The 18,939-nt window shown below is 66.5% G+C and carries 21 protein-coding genes; 12 read left to right on the top strand and 9 right to left on the bottom strand.

Annotation, left to right across the window (positions count from 1 at the left end; genetic code table 11):
• Nucleotides 1–58: 58 nt before the first annotated feature.
• Nucleotides 59–970 (top strand): DNA-processing protein DprA, encoded by a 912-nt coding sequence (locus EXE59_RS09935; protein WP_135838763.1) that lies wholly within the window; start codon nucleotides 59–61, stop codon nucleotides 968–970.
• Between the two features lie 930 nt (nucleotides 971–1,900).
• On the opposite strand, the gene EXE59_RS09930 is transcribed toward EXE59_RS09935, so the two are convergent.
• Nucleotides 1,901–2,737 (bottom strand): GIY-YIG nuclease family protein, encoded by an 837-nt coding sequence (locus EXE59_RS09930; RefSeq protein WP_210428947.1) that lies wholly within the window; start codon nucleotides 2,735–2,737, stop codon nucleotides 1,901–1,903.
• 196 nt (nucleotides 2,738–2,933) lie between these two features.
• Here EXE59_RS09930 and EXE59_RS09925 point away from each other — a divergent pair, with 196 nt between their 5' ends.
• Both EXE59_RS09925 and EXE59_RS09920 read left to right on the top strand, forming a co-directional pair.
• Nucleotides 2,934–3,722, top strand: coding sequence for a DUF3846 domain-containing protein (locus EXE59_RS09925; RefSeq protein ID WP_135838762.1), 789 nt, complete (start codon nucleotides 2,934–2,936; stop codon nucleotides 3,720–3,722).
• Nucleotides 3,723–3,778: 56 nt separating this feature from the next.
• Complete coding sequence (locus tag EXE59_RS09920; RefSeq protein WP_135838761.1) at nucleotides 3,779–4,528, top strand: NgoMIV family type II restriction endonuclease; 750 nt, start codon at nucleotides 3,779–3,781, stop codon at nucleotides 4,526–4,528.
• A gap of 3 nt (nucleotides 4,529–4,531) precedes the next feature.
• Here EXE59_RS09920 and EXE59_RS09915 read toward each other — a convergent pair whose 3' ends face one another.
• Complete coding sequence (locus tag EXE59_RS09915) at nucleotides 4,532–5,674, bottom strand: DNA cytosine methyltransferase (RefSeq protein ID WP_135838760.1); 1,143 nt, start codon at nucleotides 5,672–5,674, stop codon at nucleotides 4,532–4,534.
• Between the two features lie 111 nt (nucleotides 5,675–5,785).
• Between EXE59_RS09915 and EXE59_RS24130 the strand changes: the two genes are divergently transcribed.
• The 8 genes from EXE59_RS24130 to EXE59_RS09875 all read left to right on the top strand — a co-directional run bounded on the left by EXE59_RS24130 (nucleotide 5,786) and on the right by EXE59_RS09875 (nucleotide 10,667).
• Nucleotides 5,786–6,664 (top strand): NgoMIV family type II restriction endonuclease, encoded by an 879-nt coding sequence (locus tag EXE59_RS24130; RefSeq protein ID WP_210428946.1) that lies wholly within the window; start codon nucleotides 5,786–5,788, stop codon nucleotides 6,662–6,664.
• Between the two features lie 9 nt (nucleotides 6,665–6,673).
• The gene (locus tag EXE59_RS09905) at nucleotides 6,674–7,099 is read left to right on the top strand and encodes a very short patch repair endonuclease (RefSeq protein WP_246056679.1); all 426 of its coding nucleotides are present in this window, start codon (nucleotides 6,674–6,676) and stop codon (nucleotides 7,097–7,099) included.
• 225 nt (nucleotides 7,100–7,324) lie between these two features.
• Complete coding sequence (locus EXE59_RS09900) at nucleotides 7,325–8,110, top strand: hypothetical protein (RefSeq protein WP_135838759.1); 786 nt, start codon at nucleotides 7,325–7,327, stop codon at nucleotides 8,108–8,110.
• 8 nt (nucleotides 8,111–8,118) lie between these two features.
• A complete protein-coding gene (locus tag EXE59_RS09895; protein ID WP_135838758.1) occupies nucleotides 8,119–8,451 on the top strand; it encodes a hypothetical protein in 333 nt (110 codons plus the stop codon).
• 61 nt (nucleotides 8,452–8,512) lie between these two features.
• Nucleotides 8,513–8,779 carry a hypothetical protein gene (locus tag EXE59_RS09890; protein ID WP_135838757.1) on the top strand — a complete coding sequence of 89 codons (267 nt, stop codon included), beginning with the start codon at nucleotides 8,513–8,515 and terminating at the stop codon, nucleotides 8,777–8,779.
• Nucleotides 8,780–9,150: 371 nt separating this feature from the next.
• Nucleotides 9,151–9,513, top strand: coding sequence for a hypothetical protein (locus EXE59_RS09885; RefSeq protein ID WP_135838756.1), 363 nt, complete (start codon nucleotides 9,151–9,153; stop codon nucleotides 9,511–9,513).
• Nucleotides 9,510–9,845 carry a hypothetical protein gene (locus EXE59_RS09880; protein WP_135838755.1) on the top strand — a complete coding sequence of 112 codons (336 nt, stop codon included), beginning with the start codon at nucleotides 9,510–9,512 and terminating at the stop codon, nucleotides 9,843–9,845. Before EXE59_RS09885 ends, EXE59_RS09880 begins: the two co-directional genes overlap by 4 nt.
• Nucleotides 9,846–10,010: 165 nt before the next feature.
• Nucleotides 10,011–10,667, top strand: a complete 657-nt coding sequence (locus EXE59_RS09875) for a hypothetical protein (RefSeq protein ID WP_135838754.1) — start codon at nucleotides 10,011–10,013, stop codon at nucleotides 10,665–10,667.
• A gap of 7 nt (nucleotides 10,668–10,674) precedes the next feature.
• On the opposite strand, the gene EXE59_RS09870 is transcribed toward EXE59_RS09875, so the two are convergent.
• From EXE59_RS09870 to EXE59_RS09840, 7 genes are all read right to left on the bottom strand, one after another.
• The gene (locus tag EXE59_RS09870; RefSeq protein WP_135838753.1) at nucleotides 10,675–10,953 is read right to left on the bottom strand and encodes a hypothetical protein; all 279 of its coding nucleotides are present in this window, start codon (nucleotides 10,951–10,953) and stop codon (nucleotides 10,675–10,677) included.
• Between the two features lies 1 nt (nucleotide 10,954).
• Complete coding sequence (locus EXE59_RS09865) at nucleotides 10,955–13,321, bottom strand: FtsK/SpoIIIE domain-containing protein (RefSeq protein ID WP_168218472.1); 2,367 nt, start codon at nucleotides 13,319–13,321, stop codon at nucleotides 10,955–10,957.
• A gap of 20 nt (nucleotides 13,322–13,341) precedes the next feature.
• Nucleotides 13,342–14,124, bottom strand: coding sequence for a hypothetical protein (locus tag EXE59_RS09860; RefSeq protein WP_135838751.1), 783 nt, complete (start codon nucleotides 14,122–14,124; stop codon nucleotides 13,342–13,344).
• 3 nt (nucleotides 14,125–14,127) lie between these two features.
• Entirely contained in the window at nucleotides 14,128–15,639 is a 1,512-nt protein-coding gene (locus EXE59_RS09855) for an SH3 domain-containing protein (protein ID WP_135838750.1), read from the bottom strand.
• Between the two features lie 218 nt (nucleotides 15,640–15,857).
• A complete protein-coding gene (locus tag EXE59_RS09850; RefSeq protein ID WP_135838749.1) occupies nucleotides 15,858–16,184 on the bottom strand; it encodes a hypothetical protein in 327 nt (108 codons plus the stop codon).
• A 47-nt stretch (nucleotides 16,185–16,231) separates the two neighbouring features.
• Entirely contained in the window at nucleotides 16,232–16,519 is a 288-nt protein-coding gene (locus EXE59_RS09845; protein ID WP_135838748.1) for a hypothetical protein, read from the bottom strand.
• A 78-nt stretch (nucleotides 16,520–16,597) separates the two neighbouring features.
• Nucleotides 16,598–17,968, bottom strand: coding sequence for a competence protein CoiA family protein (locus tag EXE59_RS09840; RefSeq protein ID WP_135838747.1), 1,371 nt, complete (start codon nucleotides 17,966–17,968; stop codon nucleotides 16,598–16,600).
• A gap of 202 nt (nucleotides 17,969–18,170) precedes the next feature.
• Between EXE59_RS09840 and EXE59_RS09835 the strand changes: the two genes are divergently transcribed.
• Nucleotides 18,171–18,923: a flagellar hook assembly protein FlgD gene (locus EXE59_RS09835; RefSeq protein WP_135838746.1), complete on the top strand. Its 753-nt coding sequence runs from the start codon at nucleotides 18,171–18,173 to the stop codon at nucleotides 18,921–18,923.
• The last annotated feature ends 16 nt before the right edge of the window (nucleotides 18,924–18,939 follow it).

Here is an 18,939-nt window from a genome sequence, read left to right as displayed (position 1 = left end):
AGGCTCAGCACGTGATTAGGTGCAGACTCTCATGTCAAGACTGACCTACGCTGGCGCCATGACGACCCTGGAGGAGCACGCCTCCCTGGTCGCGCTGCTGCGCACCGTTGACAAGGGTCAGCGATGGGCGTCCGTGACTGAGGCTGTCTTGGAGCGGGGCAGCGCTACCGACGTCTGGAACGACAAGGCTGGCGACACGCTGCTTCCTGACCCGACTCTCACCTCGGCCTATGACACCGCAGCAGCCGATGTGATCGAGTGGTCCGGCGCCACATACAGAATGATCGGGATACTCGACAGCGACTACCCGGCGAGGCTGCGAGAGATCCACCAAGCGCCCCCCTTCTTGTTTGCGGCGGGTGCCCTCATCGCCGACGACCCTGCGATCGCCGTTGTCGGCTCGCGGAAGGCGTCCGCCCGAGGCCTGTCAATCGCAAGCGCTATTGCGACGGCGCTGGCTGGCGAAGGTGTCACCGTGCTGTCTGGCCTTGCGGCCGGGATCGATGCGGCGGCGCACACAGCAGCGCTATCTGCGGGCGGACGAACGGTTGCGGTGATCGCCACAGGCATCACGAAGCAGTACCCGGCATCCAACCGTGAACTTCAACTGGAGATCGAGCGCAAGGGTTTGGTGCTGTCACAGTTCTGGCCGGATGCACCGCCGCAGAAGCACAACTTCCTGATGCGCAACGCCGTGATGTCTGGGTACGGTCGGGCCACGGTCGTTGTCGAAGCGGGCGAGCAAAGCGGCGCGCGGGCACAAGCCCGCATGGCTGTGGAGCATGGTCGACCTGTCATCTTGACGAACCAGGTTGTTGAGGCGAATGAGTGGGCTAAGGCCCTTATCAGCCGACCAGGTGTGCATGTGGCGAATGGGATCGACGAGGCCATGCAGCACATCCATCGGGTGTTGGACCGCGACAACAAGGTTGACCGCCTTCTCGACGACCTCCTGGGCGCCGGTCTGTGACCGAGCCTCGCGCAGCGCAGATTCAACGCGCGCTGACTGCTACAGCAGGTGGCTTCCTTCGGAATCCTGGCGGTCCCGGGACGTGTCAGCGGTGCTTTACTCCCACCCTCAATCCGGTCTGCTCTGACTGTCGCTATGCCAGCGCGATCGACGGTGGGCCTGATGCGCTGGCGATGATCACTTACGCAGGACATCTGGACCCCATCGCGCAGTCTGGTCGTGTCATGCGGGGGTACAAGAACCCGGCATTCCCGAATGGGGGGACCTACCGGCAGACGGTAGCGCTGCTCGCCGCTCATGGTCTCGTGGGCCACGTGGCTTGTCCTGGCCGTCTCGTCGGGGCGCCCATCTCCTCATGGGCAACGGTTCCATCGCTGCCAGCGAAGCCAACGACGTCACAGCATCCCCTGAACCAGATCGTTAGGAAGTTGGCGCGGCCCGGTGCCATCGAGGTTGTGCTGACAGCCGCGCGAGAGGTTGCCTTTCCGCGCGCCATCAGCGTCGGCCACTACAGCGCCTCACCCAACGCGCGCGGCGAGCACGTGCTCGTCATCGATGACACCTGGACCGGCGGCGGCCATGCCACGTCAGCGGCGCTCGCCATTCGAGCGGCTGGAGCAACTTCGGTGTCTGTCCTCGTTCTGGGCCGCTGGCTATCAATCGGCTGGGAGGCAACGACACCTCAGTGGGCGAAACAGCGCCTGACCTCTCCCGACTTCGACCCCGCGATCTGCCCGTGGACTCAGGCCGGGTGTCCCTAACGCCCGCGAGTCAGAGAGGCGTGTTGCTGGATGGCGCGTTGCGGGCTCGACCGTCACTCGTGCGTGACGCTCCCTTGTCACGTCCACGACGTCTTTGATCGCGCGGCGCCACGTTTCGGCAACATGGGCGAGACATTCGTACGAGGTGCATGGTGCGACAGCCCGCGGATCAGTTGCGATTCATCCCGTGCTCACGCGTCAACAGGGCCCTTTTGAAGTGGGCCTCGGCCTCGTCCACCTCGCGCGCTGGCGTGTCCGGCCCAAAGACTCGAAGCAGGCTGAAGATGAAGTGCCTGGGGTAGTCGGTGTCGTCGGCCGCTAGCGCACGGAGCGCAACATTGCCGCCGTGGCCGTTCTGGGCGTACTGCATCCAGCGCCCCAGAATGCGCTCGCCGCCATCGGCCTTGCCCACGTACTGCTCGCCGGTGCTGGTGTCTGCGATCAGGTAGACGCCTTGGACCGAGCCCAGAGCGGTACGCCAAGCCGCGTACCGCGAGTCCTCCACGATCATTCTGAGGTCGCCCTGAGTCAGCACGAGACGGTCGAAACCCGGAAACGCAACATCCTGCGGGTCGGCAATCTCTACAACGGGAAAGGCCGCTGCTGTGGCACCCGGCTTCGCCCAATTGATCGGATCTCGGCTCCACTCGGTCACGAGTCTGCCTGTCAGCGCGACCATGACGTCGGAGCGTCCGAGGTCGAAGGACCTTGTGGTGTCGGTGCGCTCCTCGACGACCTCTCCGTGATTCTCGAATGCGCCCCAGAACCGGCAGCGACGTCCACCTTCGGCGAGGAAGTTGAGCCAGATGCGTGGTTGGTTGGCCCCGAACCGCAGCCGCTGCTCTCGCGTGTACGCCAGGACGTTCTCGAACGTCGTCTCACCGCGCCGCAGACCGTCGTCGTTGTAGGTGTGTCGGACGACCAGCACATCCTTTGGATCGAGTCCGCAGGCGGCGAAAAGGTGGCCAAGGTTGAGGTCCCCGGATGGCGAGAGGTTGGTCGTCACGATCGCAGCGTATGCAGTGCGGGAGGACACCGCTCGCGAACCGCACGCATTCAGCGATCGATCGTCCAGCCGATTCCCCGGAGCCACCACCGTGCGCAGTTGCTGAGGATGTGAGTGGGGTCAGTAGGTGGTGCGCACGGGCACGACATTGCCGGGTTGGGGAGGCCGTCACTGCCCTCCGCACACCTCCTGGATCATGGACACCATGCCCGCTCCCCCGAGTCGCACTCTCTACGGCCTGGTCCTCGACCCCGACGACGAGACTGCAGTCGTCCGCGGCGTCGCCGTTGAATCCTCCGGTGGCGTCTCAGATGTCGTTGGCGGCAGAGCCCAAGCCGTCGAGATAGACGGTGGCAGCGTCCTCTGGCTTGACGAAGAGGGCAAGACCAAGGGGTACCCCACCAATCTGCTCGCCACCAAGATTGCTCATCGTCTCCATGCAGGTCTCTACCCTGACGACACGATCAATGGTCGCGCGCTGATTCTCGGGGAACGCACCGGTCGCGACGGGGAACTGACCAGCACCGACCTCACATGGGACACGGTTGAGGCGCTGCGCGCGGTGGGAGTCGCCGTCATTGCCCAAGCCTCCCAGGAGGTGCTGCTGACAGCGGGCGGGGCCTGGAACGCTTCCCTCAATCACGAGCGGGCGGGTGGCAACTGCATGGTCACCACGCAGCAGATCGACGAGACCGTGTACGTGGTCGGCCAGGACGACTTCGTAATCGGTGCGTACAGCACGGCGTCATGGCTCGGCGAGGTCGACGAAGAGGCCGGACTGATCGAGACCGAGAACGCTCGCCAAGCCTGGCAGATGCTTCAGCATCTTCGCGAAGACTGTCTCCTGTGGCAATGCGGCGGATGCGACGCCTGGATCCACACCTCCAACCGTCCGCGGGTCGGAGTCCTCCGCTGCGCTACGTGCGGAGACGGTGGCGTCGACTTCCACCACGCTGATCGGCACGTGGGCGAGGACAGCGACTAGCCACTTGCAGCGGCGCGCCGCCAACGGCCAAAACCATCCGGCGATACCGTGCGCGCGTGACCGCCCCGTTCGCTACCCAACTTCTCGGCTGGAAGGAAACCCGCGGCCGCCTGGTGCCGAACACGGCAGACACATCGAGCGCGACATCTATGGGATTGGCTGCCGCCACCCTCGACAACCTCGGCGTGAACCGTCACGTGGCGTCAAACGTCCCAGCCGACCCTGGTGGCCATCTCGAGACCATGTGCGGCCAGGATCTTGGAGTCGCCCTTCTCGACCGTGCTCCCGAGCGAGAATGGGACGTCCGGTGCGGTGTGCTCATCTCAAACTTCGCTCAGTACGCGCACCTCAACGAACTCGATCGGCTTGTTGTCGCCCAGCCCGAACTGCGAGTCACGATCGGTCGCGACTACCTCATCAGGCCCGATGTCACAGTGGCCATCCTCCCGACTCCCGGTGACTTCGGCCAGGACCCGTTCTTGCACGGGGTTGTGTCGTGCAAGTGGACGATTCGCTCGGACCGAGTCCAGAACATACGACACGAGTTCGGACAGATGATCCGGCACCGCCGGGGTCGTCAACCCCACTTGGTGACGTTGACCGCGGAACCGCTGCCTACTCGGCTTGCATCGATCGCTCGGGGTACTGGCGAGGTCGACGCCACGTATCACATCGCCTTTGAGGCTCTCGCTCAAGCGGTCGCTGAGGTCGGCAACCCGGAACAACGGTCGGCCTGGGATGAGTGCGTCGGACAGGGTCGCCTCAGGCCCTACTCCGACCTGGCCGAGACCCTCGCCCGCTGGTGACCCTCAAGCGACGTAGGGCTTGACCTGACGTGCGATCGCCTGCGCCAGTCCCGAAGGGACGGCGTTTCCGATCTGCTTCGCAATCTGAGTCTTGGTGCCGACCCAGAGGTAGTCCTCCGGGAAGTCTTGGATCAGGCTCGCCTCGTAGTGGGTCACTACGCGGTCGACAGACTTCTTCGGGTCACCCTTGATCCACCGAGGGTCGTCTCCGCGACGCTGTCGCCCAGGCACCCACTGGGGGTGCAGGTATGCCCCCTTCTCAGGCTTGAAGAACTCGGTGCGAATGGTCAGAGACGGCCGGTCCCAATGCATTCGACCCATCACATCGGTCGTGCCGGTCGGCTTCTCGCGCCAACACCTTGGAAGCAGTTCGGTCGGCACGTCGAAACGTCCTCCGCCCGGCGGAACGTACGAGTACCGCTCCAAAGACAGAGCGTTCGGTTCGCGCCTGAAATGGATGTCCAAGCCCTTGAACACCCCGGGCTTCGGGACGCCGAAGAACTCCGTGACGCTATCGGGCAGATCAGTGGAGTCCGGCCGGGCAGGCAAGCCGTCGATCACATCACGCACCGTTCGCCACGGCTGGAGTCCCGACCCTCGCTGCGGGTCCTTCGCATGCGTCGGCTCAGGAAGGTCGATCGGTCCGACTCGCGAGCCGATGATGATGGTTCGCCGACGACGCTGAGCAACGCCGTAGTCGGCAGCGTTGAGCACTCTGTGACTGATCGTGTAGTTCTTCAGCGAGCCGTGATCGACCTCAGCCTCAAGCATCTGAAACTCAGGGCTCTTGTAGAAGCGGTCAACATTCTCGATGACAAAGACCTTGGGCTTTGCTGCGTGAATGAAGCGCATGTACTCGCGCCACAGTTGGTTGCGCGGGTCGTCCAGCGACTTCAGGCCCAAGTTAGAGAAGCCCTGGCAGGGCGGTCCACCGATGATGATGTCCGCCCGTGGGATGTCCTTCTTCTTCACCAAGGCGATGTCACCGGCGACGGTGTGGTCTTCACCCCAGTTCGCGGCATAGGTTGCAGCGGCCGCCTGGTCCCACTCGACCGCGAGGAGAGGCTCGAAGCCCTCGCGGCCGAAGCCGACGGTCGTGCCGCCGCAGCCCGCGAACAGGTCAATCAGGGTGGGCTGGCTCGTCATGGTCAGATCGTATGTTCGAGCACCGACACCCGACCAACGCAACGCCGCGACGTGACGCGAGTGACTAATGAGGTCCCGGCGAAAACGGTGCCGAGCGATATTGTCCGCGGCGTGCCCGCCACCTTCGCAGTCGACCTGTGCCACCTTCGCAAGGATGGGAAGCCCAACACCTCGGATGGCTCCGCCCCCGACTCGGTGAAACTTGGGCACGCCTTCTTCGAGGTTCTCGGGGTCACGCGACAGGCCAGCGGCGACGAGCCCACCGGTACCCCTTTCGCGGAGAGGGTGGCCGCAGACCTCGCCACTCGCGTGGGCGCATCCCCGGGGACAGTCGTCGTCGAGCCGGAGAAGGCGCTCAACGTCTTCCAGCAGTATCGCCACGTCGGTGCTCTGACCGACATCAGCGTCGAGCCCTCGAAGGCGTACACCAAGGCGTGGACCAGACTCCGCACCGAAGTGGGCAAACGGATCGTCTCGCCCCCAGCCGCAGCACGGCGAGCCCAGGCGCTGGTGCAGGCGGTTGAAGATGCAGTCGCTGACGAGGTGGCGACGCGGAGAAGGGCGCTCTATGAGGTCGGTGCCGAATCGCTTCTCAGGCTGGACGTCACCGTCAGCGACCCTCAGGCGAACCGGCTGCCTGAACTCGAGATCGGGCTCTCCCTCAAGTGGTCGCTCCGCACCGACCGTGCGCAGGACTGTCGCTCGCAGGGCGCGAAACTCTCCGCACTGCGACGCGGTCGGATGCCGCACTTCGCTGCCCTCACGATGGAACCACGGCCGTACATGCTCAACCTGCTTGGCGGCGGCTCTGGTGATGTGGATTGCGTCTATCACCTGCATCTCCCCGCTCTCACGCAAGCAATCGAGGACGTCTACGGGTCGCAGACGAACAAGAACGCGCAGCGGACCTACTCGAACTTCCAGCGCTTGGTGGAACAGAGGCGCCTTCGCGATTACGACGAACTGGTCAAGTACGCCGTCTCCCTGTGAACTACTCGGGTGACCGACTCGTGGGCCTCGACACCCGGCGTGCGCAAGGGCATGCAGGGCAACCGTGGCCGTGACACCAAGCCAGAGATGGCCGTGCGGCGCTTGGTTCACGCGGCCGGGCTTCGATACAGGGTGGACGTTCGACCGCTGGCGCACTTCAACCGGCGCGCTGACTTGGTCTTCACTCGCGCCAAGGTGGCGGTTTTCATTGATGGTTGCTACTGGCACGGGTGTCCCGAGCACTTTACGGTCGCGAAGGCCAACGCCGACTTCTGGGCCGAGAAGGTCCGACGCAATCGAGAACGAGACGTAGAGACCTGCGACGTACTGCGTGAGGCCGGTTGGAGAGTGCTGCGTGTATGGGAGCACGAAGACCCGGCGGCCGCAGCAGAACGCATCGTGGCTGTTGTCCTGGGATCCGAGGACCAGGCTTGACCGTCTGACAAGCATATCCAGGACGACTTGCTGAACAGCGCGCCGACAGCCCGTGTCGACTCCTCTCGCGGCGCACGAACGTGCACAGTCGAGGACTTCCGCAGCGAGCGACTACGACTGAGGATTTAGCCGCCCATCCCACGCTGGTCCAGCGTTGCGCCGAGGTCCCGGACACCCCTCGTTTCGGGAGCAGATCGCCCCCGGAGCGAGACCCCGGAGACATGTATGTGCCGAGCCAAGAGCGACCCGAACTACTACCGCTGCCCCGGCCTGGAAACGTGGTGCGTCAACAAGGAGCACCACCCGACCTTCGAGCCTGACACCGAGCAGGAGCGCGAGTTTCACCGGCCGCGATCCCTCTGTAGCACCACGAGGAACGCAATCAGGCAGGCCAGGAAGAACGCCAAGCCGCGCATCGCCACCGTCTGTGCCCTGAAGACCATCAAGGGTCTCTCCGCCCACGAGGAGATCGGTCTCGCGAACCGCTACGAGTTGTGGGCCGACCGTCGCGCAACCGGCGGCCTCTCGATGCCCGTCCTGGCCGACCGGTTCCGAGCGGTCGCTGAGCACGAAGGCGCGCCGATTGCCGAGATCGCGGCGCGGTACGAGCGGGAGCAGGTCATCCCGCATCGGATGAGGGCCGGTGAGCGACTCGCCGCAGACGTGATCCCTGAGCCAGACCGGCCCGAGTGGTGCGACCCTGATCGGCTCGTCCAGGCTCTCCGTCCGGGCTCGAACGGCGACGTCGCCAAGGCCTACCTCTGGATCGTTAAGGACGACGAGGGCGCCGAGTTCGTCCTCGTCTCGTCGCATGAGTCGGGCGAGCCCATGGTGTGGCCCAATGATGAGGCGGGCTTGGTCGCCGCTGGTCAGGAGTATTTCGCTCGCATCGAGGCCGCCGAGAACCTCGACCTCAATCTCAACGACGCCGAGTACATGAACCCGTTCACTCAGGCCATGAGCGACGCCGACTTCTTGGCGCTCAGCGACGGCATGCACCTCGTCAAGTAGGAGACCCCATGAAGACGCACGCAGATTCGCAGATCGACACCGCCGAGTTGACTCGCCTCACCCTGGCCGCTCTCACCACCCCCGACTATCGGGCCCAGCACAGGCTCGTCCAGGCATGCGCGATCAGCACTCAGGAGGTGCTGGCCCGCTGGACGTGGCAGTCCCCCGAAGGCGAGGTGCACCGGGTCGCCCTGGTGCGCATGCTCGACGGCGAGCCGATGGGCTTCGACAACTCGTACACCGACAAGGACGACGCCATCAGCGTTTGGACCCACATCTACGAGGGGGCCGTCGCCGATGGCACCGCGAAGGCACCTCAGGTCGCCTCCGACTCGGCATAGGGCGTGTCCGGGACAGGCTCCGTCAGCCCATCACCGACCGACTCGACTCGAAGGAGCCCTCATGTCGATCAAGACGCACTGCCACCGCAGCCACGGCTACAAGCCGCTGAACTTCTCCGCGTGGCGCCCGCTTGCCACCGAAGACGTGAGCCGCCTACTCGACGGCGCCAGCACGGAGTTTCGCGCCATCCTCAGCGACGGGACCGCGGTAATGGTCACCGAGCCGGACCTCAACGGCAACCGCGCAGCCGTCCGGCTGAACACCGACCCCCGAAGCGTCGCGCTCGACGGTGCGAGCATCTTCGAGGGGCGCGTCATCGGGGGCTGACCCAGGAGGGTGCGGGCCCGCAGCAGCCGTCGCACCCATGCACACGCAAGTCCACCCCGATGGTCAAGTTGTAGGCGGCGTCCTGTGGGTCGGGATGCCCGACCCCGTGTGGACAGACCCGCTCCGCGATCCCCCGATCGTTGCGCCACCGCACCGGAGCGTCGGACAACGCATGCGGTAGCGGCTCGTGGATCCAGCAACCGTCGGCGCGGCCCGCGCACTGTCGCGCCAAGTGGACGTGCTCGACGATGCCGTCGCTGACACGCAGGCTCCCATCCTGGAGGACGTCGACTGGCTTGCTCACGCGCACACCGTCTCGGAGCCCACCAAGAGCGGGTAGGCCCCGCCTCCGTTCCGCACACCTGTGTCCCATGAGCGATAACCAGGTGACCGGCCTACTCGGCCTCTGCCCCGACGGCGTCGAGATGACTGCGGAGTGCGACCCCTCGGAGTGGACGAGGCCGCGGCTCCTTGTTATCGAGACGGCCTCGTGTCTCTACATCGTCGACGCGGCTCGGCAGACGGTCACGTCCTATCCGTACGACCGGGACCGGGCAGTTCGCCCGCACCACCGGGTGCCGCGGTCTTACATCGAGCACGAGATGGATGCCCCGATTCCGGGCGAGGACTGGGCGTGGGTGGGCGAGCGACTTCAGTCGGACCCGTGGGGCGAGTACCCGATTCACCCGGTCGGCGAGGTGCTGGCCGTACGCCAGATTGGGTGTGGCCTGTGAGCGACATCAGAACAGACGACAACAACCCGGCGGTCCGGCGCTCACGCCGTCAGCGGATCGGCCACATCGAGGACCACCCCGACCAGACGGTAGTGGTCTACACGATGGACGGCGATGTGTGGCTGCTCGACTGGGGCAACCAGCACGCCATCCACTGGCCCAGGCGTGATGCTGACGGTCGCAGGTATCGGCTCGTCACCACAGAGGTACTGGTGGTCTCCGATGACCTCACCCTCCTGGTCGAGAACGAGCGCGGAGACGACGTCGAGATTCACGCAGGCACCATCTGCTCGATCTTCGTCGAGACGTGGCGGGCCGGGAGCCGCAAGTAGAGCCCTTCCCATTCGCCGACGGGTCCTCCGCCGCGTCCTTAGCCTTCGGACGCAAGCCACGTCCAGAGGGCCTGTTACGCCGTGCGCTCGGCGACCCCGTCGCCGCGCGTCCCCCTATTCCGGATTCCTCTGCGCCCCGCACGCACGTCGACCTAGGGTGCGCCCATGAGCGACACGTCGAGCCCGGGGACCTCTGATGAGTCGGCTGGATCGCCCCCGCCGCCTCCGTTGGTGAGCCCCGACGGCAAGTTCTGGTGGGACGGGTCTCAGTGGCAACCGTTCGCGACCGAGGCCGCTTCCAGCACGGCGCAATACCCGTCTCCGGCGGGCTCTTCGAGCACCGCGCAGGCAAACCCCGCCGACACCCGAGTCATGCCTCCACCGGTGCACGTCGCCAGCACCGAAGCCGCAACTAGCAACGGATCGGGGTTCAAGTGGTCGTGGCTCTTCCGGATCGCCATTCCTCTCGCCGTCCTCGGGTGGTGGCTCTGGCCTCAGATCTCCGGCTATCTGTCGGAGGCTGGCGTTGATGTGGCAAGTGGAAGCCTCGAAGACGTCACGTGCGACGAGTTGGCCGACGACGCAGTTCGGATCTCAGAAGAGGACACCGGGCTGGGCACGAAGTTGCTGAAGGTCCGTGAGCCGCGGGTAGTCGAGGACAACCGCGCCACCTACGAAGCACCTACCGGCACAAACGAGGAAGTGGTCCTGGCGTGCCGCGGCCAGGGATCGTGGGAGGACGGGTCCGACGTTGACGTTCGCGTCGAACTCACGGTCGACTCTGACGGCGACGCCTGGGTGTTCTACAAGCCCATGCCCTGACCGGCACCTATCGACGCGGGATCAGGCCTATGAAGTGGTCTGCGGCCGAGTTCGGATCGATCATGAACTCCGGCGCGACGTTCGCGAGCCGCTCGTCGATGCGCGGGTGATCGACGAGCGCACCGGCAGGCGTCGGCCACAGGTGCACGATCGCCCCTCCTGCAACCAGGTGGATGTCGTCAGCCTCGATCGCGTCCTCCGGGACGTCGAGGATCGCCGCGAGGCGGCGGCCCCACAGAGCCTTTGGCTCGCGATGTTCGCGCGTCTTGCGCTTCCAGAACCACATCTCAGGCCCACAAATCGTCGGGGACCGGCTGCGCGGTCGGGCGACGACGCACCGTCGGTGGAGCGGTGACAGGCTCGAACTCGAAGTCGTCCAAGCCCTCGGCAGCACCGGGTGTGCCTGGCACTTCGCCCTCCAGGTCGTCCAGCGTCAGTACGACCTCGTCGATCAGCACCTCGCCAGGAGCGGCGGGAACGACTGCGGCGGGCTTCTGCGTACCCCACATGTCCTTCGGCACCGCCGGGGGCACGAACGGCGCCCCGAAGCCAGCCGCTACGTCGAGGATCTTCGGCTGCCGGTGCGGGAGACGGTCAGCGATGCCCCAGTGGTCGGCCAGGTACACCGAGCGGAACCGCTTCGCCTCGCCGCCAACCTCGCGGACGTAGCCGACGCCGGGTGCACACGTGAGTAGTGCCATCGGGTCGGGCAGGTCCGGAAAAACCATCTTCGCGGTCTCTCCGTCCTCGACGCGGAACGAGATACGGAAGGACAACTGCGCACGCGTGCTAGTCGGAAGGATCGTGCTGTCGGGGCGCTGGGTGATGAGGACCAGTCGGACGCCGTACTTCGCACCCTGCGACACCACGGCGAGGAGTTCACCCATCATCGCGGCGGCGGCCCGCTTGTCATTGTGACGCAGGTAGTTCGCGGCCTCGTCGATGACGACCACGATCATCGGCAACTCGGCGGTGAACTCGGAGATCTTGTCGGCGCGCATGTCGCGCAGGATCGGCTTGCGGCGGTCCATCTCTCCGCGGACCCACTCCAGCATGCCGGTAACGGCGTCGGGATGCGTGTCGGATGTCGACCAAGCCACCTTGTCCTCGAACGGCGCGATGGTCGTGTCGTTCGGGTCGGCGACGAGGAGACGGGCCCTGTCTCCCATTCGCAGCACGTGGGTGAGCAGCGAGTAGGTACACACGGACTTGCCGCTGCGGGTAGCACCGGCAATGAGCGCGTGCGCAGAGAGCGCCAGGTTGATCTCGATGTTGCCTCCCTCCTCGTCGATGCCGACGACCCACGGGGTGTCCGGGGTGATCGTCTCGGTCACGTCGAGGTTGAACGGCACGATCACGTCGAGAGGGTCGACGATGAGCCGCATCTCGATCTCGCCCTCACCCGACCGGTCGGTGATCGTCCAGGTGCGCGAGTCGGGTGACGGGTGCAGGTCGTTGGCCATGGTCAGCCACGTCTGGCGGCGCTTCTCCGGGTCCCGGACCGCCGGGACCCGGGTCGCGTGCCAGCCAGTCACGTCCGCGCCGTCGGTCGTCACGAGCAGGTCGAGGTCCCACGGCTTGCACGAGAGCCAGTCGGCGATGCGGCCCCTCTCGGTCAGCGTCTCCGTGTCGAGGGCAGCCAGGTGGACGACACGCTCCCCCTTGCGCCACTGGACGAGGGCCAGACCATCGGACGCACGCAGCGTCGCGTCGAGTTCCTCCGCGCGACTCTCGGTAATGCCCACCTCTAGGGTTCCGACGCACTCGCCGGGGCGCGCAGGGTTGTCCTCCTCAGCGGGCGCGATCGCGGTCAGGAAGCCACCGGTGCGGGCCATCACTTCGCGTCGCGCCACGGTCTCCGGGCTGGCCGGGAGGTACTCAAACGCGGTCGCCGCGCCGTTCGAGTCGGTGTGCATCTTGGCCTCGAACTCGGGCAGGTGCAGCGCCACGCGCTCGTCGAGTCCGTCCAGGTGCGCAACCGCCTCAGCGGGCACCGGCGAGATGACAAAGCCGCCGCCCTTGCGGGGTCGCAGCGCCCCAATCTCCAGCATGGAGTCAGCGGTGCGCTGCGAGAGGCGGTGCGCCTCAATCAGGTGAGGCATACGACGGCGGCACAGGCGACGCCAGCGCAGTTCCAGGTGCGCAACGAGAGCGGCCAGCCCCAGGAAGACGCCCGTGTTGATGGCGTCCACCCGGACGGTGTCCAGGAGTGCCCAGGCGACAGGCGGCGCTATGCACGCCGCGACGAACAGCACGCCGAGCCAGCGGTGGTGGACACCCCACTTCTGCACGTCACGTACGAGCCGGTGATTGGGCCACTTCTCGACCTTCGCTGCGAGCATGCGGCGCATCAGCACCCAAGCCGCAAACACCGTGACAAGCACGGTCCACTGGGCGATCGAGAGCGTGTCCTGCGTGGCCCAGCCAGCGGTCTCCTTGACCCACTCCGGGCACTTGGGGAGCCCCAGCGAGAGCCAGACCGCGAGCGTCGGCCAGAAGATCGCGGACGAGACCTGGGCGTGAGTCTCCCACGGCTTCTCATCGGCCTTGGGCTTCACCAGCCCGGGCCGGTCCCACCAGAACCCGAAGACTGCACCGAGCGTCGAAGCGGCGATCGACTCGGCCAACGACAGGCTCCGCTTGGTGACTTCCACACCTGCACCGACCGCGGACATCACACCGCCTCGCCGTCGGTCGGCTTACGGCGCTTCGCGGCGACGGACAGGCCGAGTGCACCGGCGAGGATGCCGCAAACGACCAGCCAGCCGGTCGGTGAGGATGAGTCCTCCTCGGCCGGAGCGGTCTCGGCGTCGGCCGTGTCCTCAGGCTCGGGCGCGGTGGCAGCCGGTACCTCGGTCGCGGTCGACTCGGGCGTCTGCGTCTCAGCGGGCGGCTCGGGAACGTCGGTCGGGGCGAGGCGGTCTGCTTCCAGCCACAAGTCATTGGTGCCCCACGCTGCCCGCACCCACGTGCGACCGTCGTGCTTCACACTCTGGGTCGATGCCCACACCAGTTCGCCGCCCATGAGTTCGTGATCGAGGTTGACCTCCACAGCGTCTGGGCTCGTCGGGTTCCGGTCGAACGCGTCGACGGGGAGCGACTGGTCGAGCCATTCCTCAACCGTCGTCTTCATTGGTGCCGAGAACTCCGGGTATGTGGTGCTGCCGGAGTCGGGGCCGTACGGCACGTAGGACGCCTCGTCGTAGAACGCGGCGAGCGGAAGACCGTCCACGATGGCGCACTGGGCGAGGCCTCCGCATTCGCGGGGGCGGTTCGGGTCGTCGAGGCCGACGTAGGTCACATTGAGGATCTCGCCGGGCTCGATGGGTTGGCCGGACGTCGACGTGGGTACTCCGATGATCTGGTCGGGCTGCCAGCCGGGTGCGGCGTTGGCGGGTGCGGCGAGGCAGATGATGGCGATGGCCGCAGCGATGGCGGCGCGGGTAAGGGTGCTCATGAATCAGTCCTCTTCGATCTGTGCAACTGGGGTGGGGATGGGGGTGCGGGAACCGGCAATGGCACCGGCTGCGACGAGTCCAGCGACGGCGGCGAGCGGCAGCGCTGCGGTCAGGAACAGGTGGGTAACCGCGGCGGCGCCACCGGCGACCAGGAGGAGCAGGGTCGAGTCGGCCTTCGCCGTCGCGGCGACCGCGTCGGCGGGTGCGTGACGCATCGCGGCGACTCGGTGGGCCGTCATGAAGGCAAGGACGGCACCAACCACGGCGGCGCCTCCAAGGACCTGCGCATCGAAATAGCCGCTTGGAGCCAGGAAGGCGGCCGTCAGCCCTGCACCGATCGCAGCGACCGCAGTGGCGTGCACGACGATCGGCAGCAGGCCACTGGTAGCGAGGGCAGGGAGACGGCCCGTGAGGGAGGCACCAGGGCGGACCAGGCGGGTAGCGACGTGCGCGAGGGCTGCGAGCACGAGTGCCAGGAGGGCAACGATCCTGGCGATGTTCAGGCGTCCCTTGGCGAGTGCCTCAGCAGCCGGATTCTCGCCGGTGACCGCGTTCTTCGCCTTCTCCCACAGGCTCGGCGTCTCCGTGGTCGCGGGCATCTCCATCTCGGTCTGCTCGGCTTCGCGTTCGGCCTTCCACTCGTCGTACTTCTCCTGCTGATCCGTGATCCACGACGGGGTCTCGGTCGGCTCAGCCGTCGGCGTCGCGGTCGAATCCTCTTCCGCGGGCGTGAGGAGGTCCGCCTGGGCAACCCAGCCGACGGTTGCGTCGTCGAGGGCAACGCGGTACCAGCCGGACGTCGCGGTCGCGTCGGCTCGGTACGACTGACCGGCGGTGAGTGCGCCCAGGGCGATCGCGTCGGTGACCGGCTTCTCGCGGACCTCGACGCCGCGGGAGGGCGTGAGGGTGGAGGCCAGGTCGTCGGGCGTGATGACCTCGGTGGACGCGAGCACCAGCGTCTTGACCCAGCCGGTCATCCCGTCAACGTTGACGGGCGTCCAGCGGTCGGCCCCGACGAGGCTGTGGCCACCGAGGATGTCCCAGTCCGCGACGTTGAGGACCTCACCGGGTCCGAGTTCCCGAAGCACGTCGGCGCCGTTGCGCGGCGAGACGCGCACGGACATGTCACCTGCGGTCAGGACGGCCGCGAGAGGAAGCCCGGCGTCCTGGTCGACCACGAGCGCCTCCCGGGTGTATGTGGCGGGGTCGAGGGCGCCGCCCAGCGGCTCACTGACGGTAGAACGGAGGAGCCAGCACTCCGCCTTCGCGCCGTCGGCCAGAACCTGGATGTACTTGTAGCCGCCGGAAGCCTCCATGGCGCGGCCGACCGCGACCGCCTGTCCGTCGGAGATGGCACGCACCGCGGGCGGGAACGCCTCGCGGTCCGGCTTCTCCACGCAGGTCCGGTCGTCCATAACAATGACGACCTGTGCGTCGCCAGCGGCATGCGCGGGGGCAGCAGTCAGGCACAGCGCGGTCATGCCGACTGCGGTGAGTGCTCGGGTGATCTCCATGGGTGCTCCTCTCGGGTGCCATGGGGGTGTGCGGCGGGGACACGCAATGACACGCCTGCGGCGAACTTTCTTGGCCCGGAACGGGAGCGGCCCGGCCCCACCGCGACTACGACGGCGAGACCGGGCGGCTTTCCTACCCCAGAGGAACGATCGGCGCGAGCAACGACGACCGCATCTCTCGGGTGTGCGGGGCTCATCCAGAACGCTGTCCAGGACGGTCAGCCGCGGAAGATGAACCGCTCGTTGCGGTGCCTGACGACGACCTTGTAGGTGCCGTCGGTGCGCTGCGCGACGCGCACGCGGGCGTCGCACGAGACCGGCAGGCCCACGTGGCTTACAACGCAGGTATCGCCCTCCTGGTGGATGACTCGCACAGGTGCGCCGTTCGCCGGGTCAAGAGCGAGCGAACGACCCACCTTTAGGCCGATCGCTTGCGCGGTGTCGCCACGACCCTCCGCGATCACGTGGCGTTCCCAGGCCGCTGCGAACGATGCTGTCGTCGGCGGCGCGAACGCCACGGCCAGCCCGGCCAGGAGGACCAGCAAGACGAGGCGAGTCCTGCGACGGCGACGCTGCACTCGGGCCCACGCCGTCACAGCCCCAGCCTCTCAGCGGTGCGGGCCGCGGAGTGCTCCTGCGTGACCCAGTCGACGATGGCGTCGAGGACCTCGTCGGCGTAGCGGACCGTCGACGAGGCGCTCATAGCGTCGACCATCAGCGGCCGGAAGTGGCTCGTGCCGTCGCTCGCTCGAAGCGCCTCAGCAGCGACGGTCACAAGGCCGGTGGCCTCGTCGACGTCGAAGTCGATCCAAGTGTTGGTGAGGTGCTGCGCGACGCGCTCGATGATGACGGCGTCTCGCGTGGTGCTCGGGGTGCTCATGAGTTGCCTCCGGACTGCGGTCTGGGCGGGATCTCCGCTCCTGCTCTCAGCCCCTATGCCTCATGTCCTTGACACGGGTCACTTGGGCACCCATCGCCGCGTGCCGCCCTCGTCGATGACCAGCCGCGTGCGACGCCTCGCCTCGAGATCGGAGGCGTACGCCGCCTCCCGCGCGGCTGCCTCCCTTTCGGCCTTCTCCTGCTGCTCTCGCGCGATGACGGCCGCCCTGTGCTCCCCCGCCTGTCCGTCGATGACTTGTCCGACCGTTGCCCCCGTTGGCGAGAAGTGGCTGCGATACCCCTTGCGGTACCAGCGCAGCGCACCCAGCCGAGCCAGGACGCCCATGTACTGCTCGACCGTGCCGTAGAGGAACCGACGGTCCCGCGCCCACCCGAGCCCGTGCCGTCGAAGAGTTGCCTCGACCTCCGGCCAAGCGAAAACGGCCGTGCGGCCCTCGACCAGGTCGACCCACAGAGCGGCCCGCCAATGGACACCGGCCGCTCGGATCACCGACGTGTCTGGGCCCTCCAAGAACGAGGGGACCGCTCCGTGGCGGGCGAGGAGATCGGCACGCACAGCGGAGGCCTGCCATGCGTCTTCGAGGTGTTGGCGAGCCTCGGCTTGACGCTGTCGCGTCGCGGCTTCCTTCTGAGACTCGATCGCTTCCGCCGCAAGGATCTGGTCAAGGGTCGGGGTCCGGATGCCAAGTCGCGGATCGAACGCGCAGTCGTCGAGGTCGTCGACGCGGAGGTACGCCCAGAACTCGCCACGCCACCTGCGCGTGAACGAGCCGCTGGATGACAACGTGCCGACCTGTCGAGTCACCGGATTAACGACCAGCAGCGGCGTGTTCGCGCGGCCGATTGCGGATGCCAACCCCGGCACTCGAACCGGTGTCTCGCCCGAGCGACCGAGCCCGTCTCGGGACAGGCTGACTCGGGTGTGGCCAAGCAGCCACAGACACGCGACACCCGCCTGGTCGAGGTCCCGCTGCTTGGCCTTCCATCCCTCGACCGACCAGTTCTTGTACTCGACCTCGAAGGCGACGCGACGACCCGACGCGCCAGTCACGAGCACGTCCGGACGACGAATCAGGCGTCCGTCGTCGTCCTTCAAACTCTGCTCCTCCTCCACGTCTGCTCCGGCCGGGACCCTGCTCCTCGCCCAGTCGACCAGCATCGCCTTGGCCGCCAGGTGGGCCTCCGACTCAGGCTCGGTCGGATGGCTAACGGTGGTCCGATGGAAGAAGTGGTGTCGGCGCTTCGTCCCGCCGCGAGTCGAGATCGGACAGACGCATCCCGGATAGGGGCAGCGCAGATGCTCGCGGGCAAGAGCGCGCATCTCGTCAGCCATGCCATCAGGTAGATAGACCGCGGTGCCGTCATCGCGTCGTAGAGCCCACACCTGACGAGACTCGTCGTCCAGGAAGGCGGCCAGCCGTGGATGCACGAGACCCCTCCTTGTGGCGTGGCGCCAACGTAGACGAGGCCGTCACCGCGCGGGGCCGAAATGGGAAGGTGAGCCGCATCCTCTTGGCCGCACATCTGGAGGTCATGACGCATTCCAAGCCGCTACTCCGCGAGGCCCGTCCTGCCAACTGAGTGTTGCCAGCACCCCCGCGCTCGGCCAGTCTGTGCATCGGAGGTGTCGGATGACTCAGATGGCCAAGCGTCTTGTTGTTGTCGTTGCGATTGCGCTGGCAGGTTGGCTGGCCCCAGCAGGCGCGGGCGCGACCATCAACCGCATGGTGCCCGTCATCGAGACATTCGATTTGTCCAGCGGTGACCTCTACCCCGTCGTCCGAGACGACTTCAAGGACGAGGTCGAGTTCACCTGGTACTCCAACGACACCTCGCCCGGCCAGGTGGATGTCATCAGTCCTTCCGGCGTCGTCGTCGCCTCGTTCTTCGATCGGTACGGCAGCGGAAGCGGTACATGGGACGGGACCGACCAGTCCGGAAACGTCGTGGCGGTAGGCACCTACACGTTCCGGCTCACGGTCACCAACAGCGAGGACGGCTCGTCCGCAACCAGCGCGCGGTTGCTGGAGGTCAAAAGCGACATCGTGAGTAAGAAGATCAAGGTGCACGTTCTCGGCCACAAGGCCACGCGACGGACACATTCTCCTGGGTGCAGCGTGGGTCGGTTCGGCATCGCTGCTGACCTGGACTGCAACGGCGGCAGGTTCGCGCAGGTCCAGTTCGCGTTCAAGGTGCCGCGCGATGCTCGCGGGTTCAAGGTGCGATACGACGACTTCCCGGGAGGCTACTCACCGGGTCGCTACATCCGACAGGCAGAGCGTGTCCGGCCGACTCGCTTCGTTGTGACCGTCCGCGTGACCGGCTACCGCTCGGTCATCCTGGACGCTGTCGACCTCCTCTACACAGCGAAGGTCCGCCGTTGACGGCGTTGACTTCCAA

The organism is Nocardioides eburneiflavus, from assembly GCF_004785795.1.
GTDB lineage: Bacteria > Actinomycetota > Actinomycetes > Propionibacteriales > Nocardioidaceae > Nocardioides > Nocardioides eburneiflavus.
The sequence above is the reverse complement of the archived record's forward strand: the minus strand, read 5'-3'. Positions and strand labels throughout refer to the sequence as shown.

What these genes read in the sequence shown, in the direction of transcription:
- EXE59_RS09895 (WP_135838758.1), top strand. Translation starts at nt 8,119, where the DNA reads ATGAAGACGCACGCAGATTCGCAGATCGACACCGCCGAGTTGACTCGC.
- EXE59_RS09835 (WP_135838746.1), top strand. Translation starts at nt 18,171, where the DNA reads ATGACTCAGATGGCCAAGCGTCTTGTTGTTGTCGTTGCGATTGCGCTG.
- EXE59_RS09845 (WP_135838748.1), bottom strand. Translation starts at nt 16,519, where the DNA reads ATGAGCACCCCGAGCACCACGCGAGACGCCGTCATCATCGAGCGCGTC.
- EXE59_RS09885 (WP_135838756.1), top strand. Translation starts at nt 9,151, where the DNA reads ATGAGCGATAACCAGGTGACCGGCCTACTCGGCCTCTGCCCCGACGGC.
- EXE59_RS09915 (WP_135838760.1), bottom strand. Translation starts at nt 5,674, where the DNA reads ATGACGAGCCAGCCCACCCTGATTGACCTGTTCGCGGGCTGCGGCGGC.
- EXE59_RS09900 (WP_135838759.1), top strand. Translation starts at nt 7,325, where the DNA reads ATGTGCCGAGCCAAGAGCGACCCGAACTACTACCGCTGCCCCGGCCTG.
- EXE59_RS09875 (WP_135838754.1), top strand. Translation starts at nt 10,011, where the DNA reads ATGAGCGACACGTCGAGCCCGGGGACCTCTGATGAGTCGGCTGGATCG.
- EXE59_RS09925 (WP_135838762.1), top strand. Translation starts at nt 2,934, where the DNA reads ATGGACACCATGCCCGCTCCCCCGAGTCGCACTCTCTACGGCCTGGTC.
- EXE59_RS09890 (WP_135838757.1), top strand. Translation starts at nt 8,513, where the DNA reads ATGTCGATCAAGACGCACTGCCACCGCAGCCACGGCTACAAGCCGCTG.
- EXE59_RS09860 (WP_135838751.1), bottom strand. Translation starts at nt 14,124, where the DNA reads ATGAGCACCCTTACCCGCGCCGCCATCGCTGCGGCCATCGCCATCATC.
- EXE59_RS09935 (WP_135838763.1), top strand. Translation starts at nt 59, where the DNA reads ATGACGACCCTGGAGGAGCACGCCTCCCTGGTCGCGCTGCTGCGCACC.
- EXE59_RS09855 (WP_135838750.1), bottom strand. Translation starts at nt 15,639, where the DNA reads ATGGAGATCACCCGAGCACTCACCGCAGTCGGCATGACCGCGCTGTGC.
- EXE59_RS09870 (WP_135838753.1), bottom strand. Translation starts at nt 10,953, where the DNA reads ATGTGGTTCTGGAAGCGCAAGACGCGCGAACATCGCGAGCCAAAGGCT.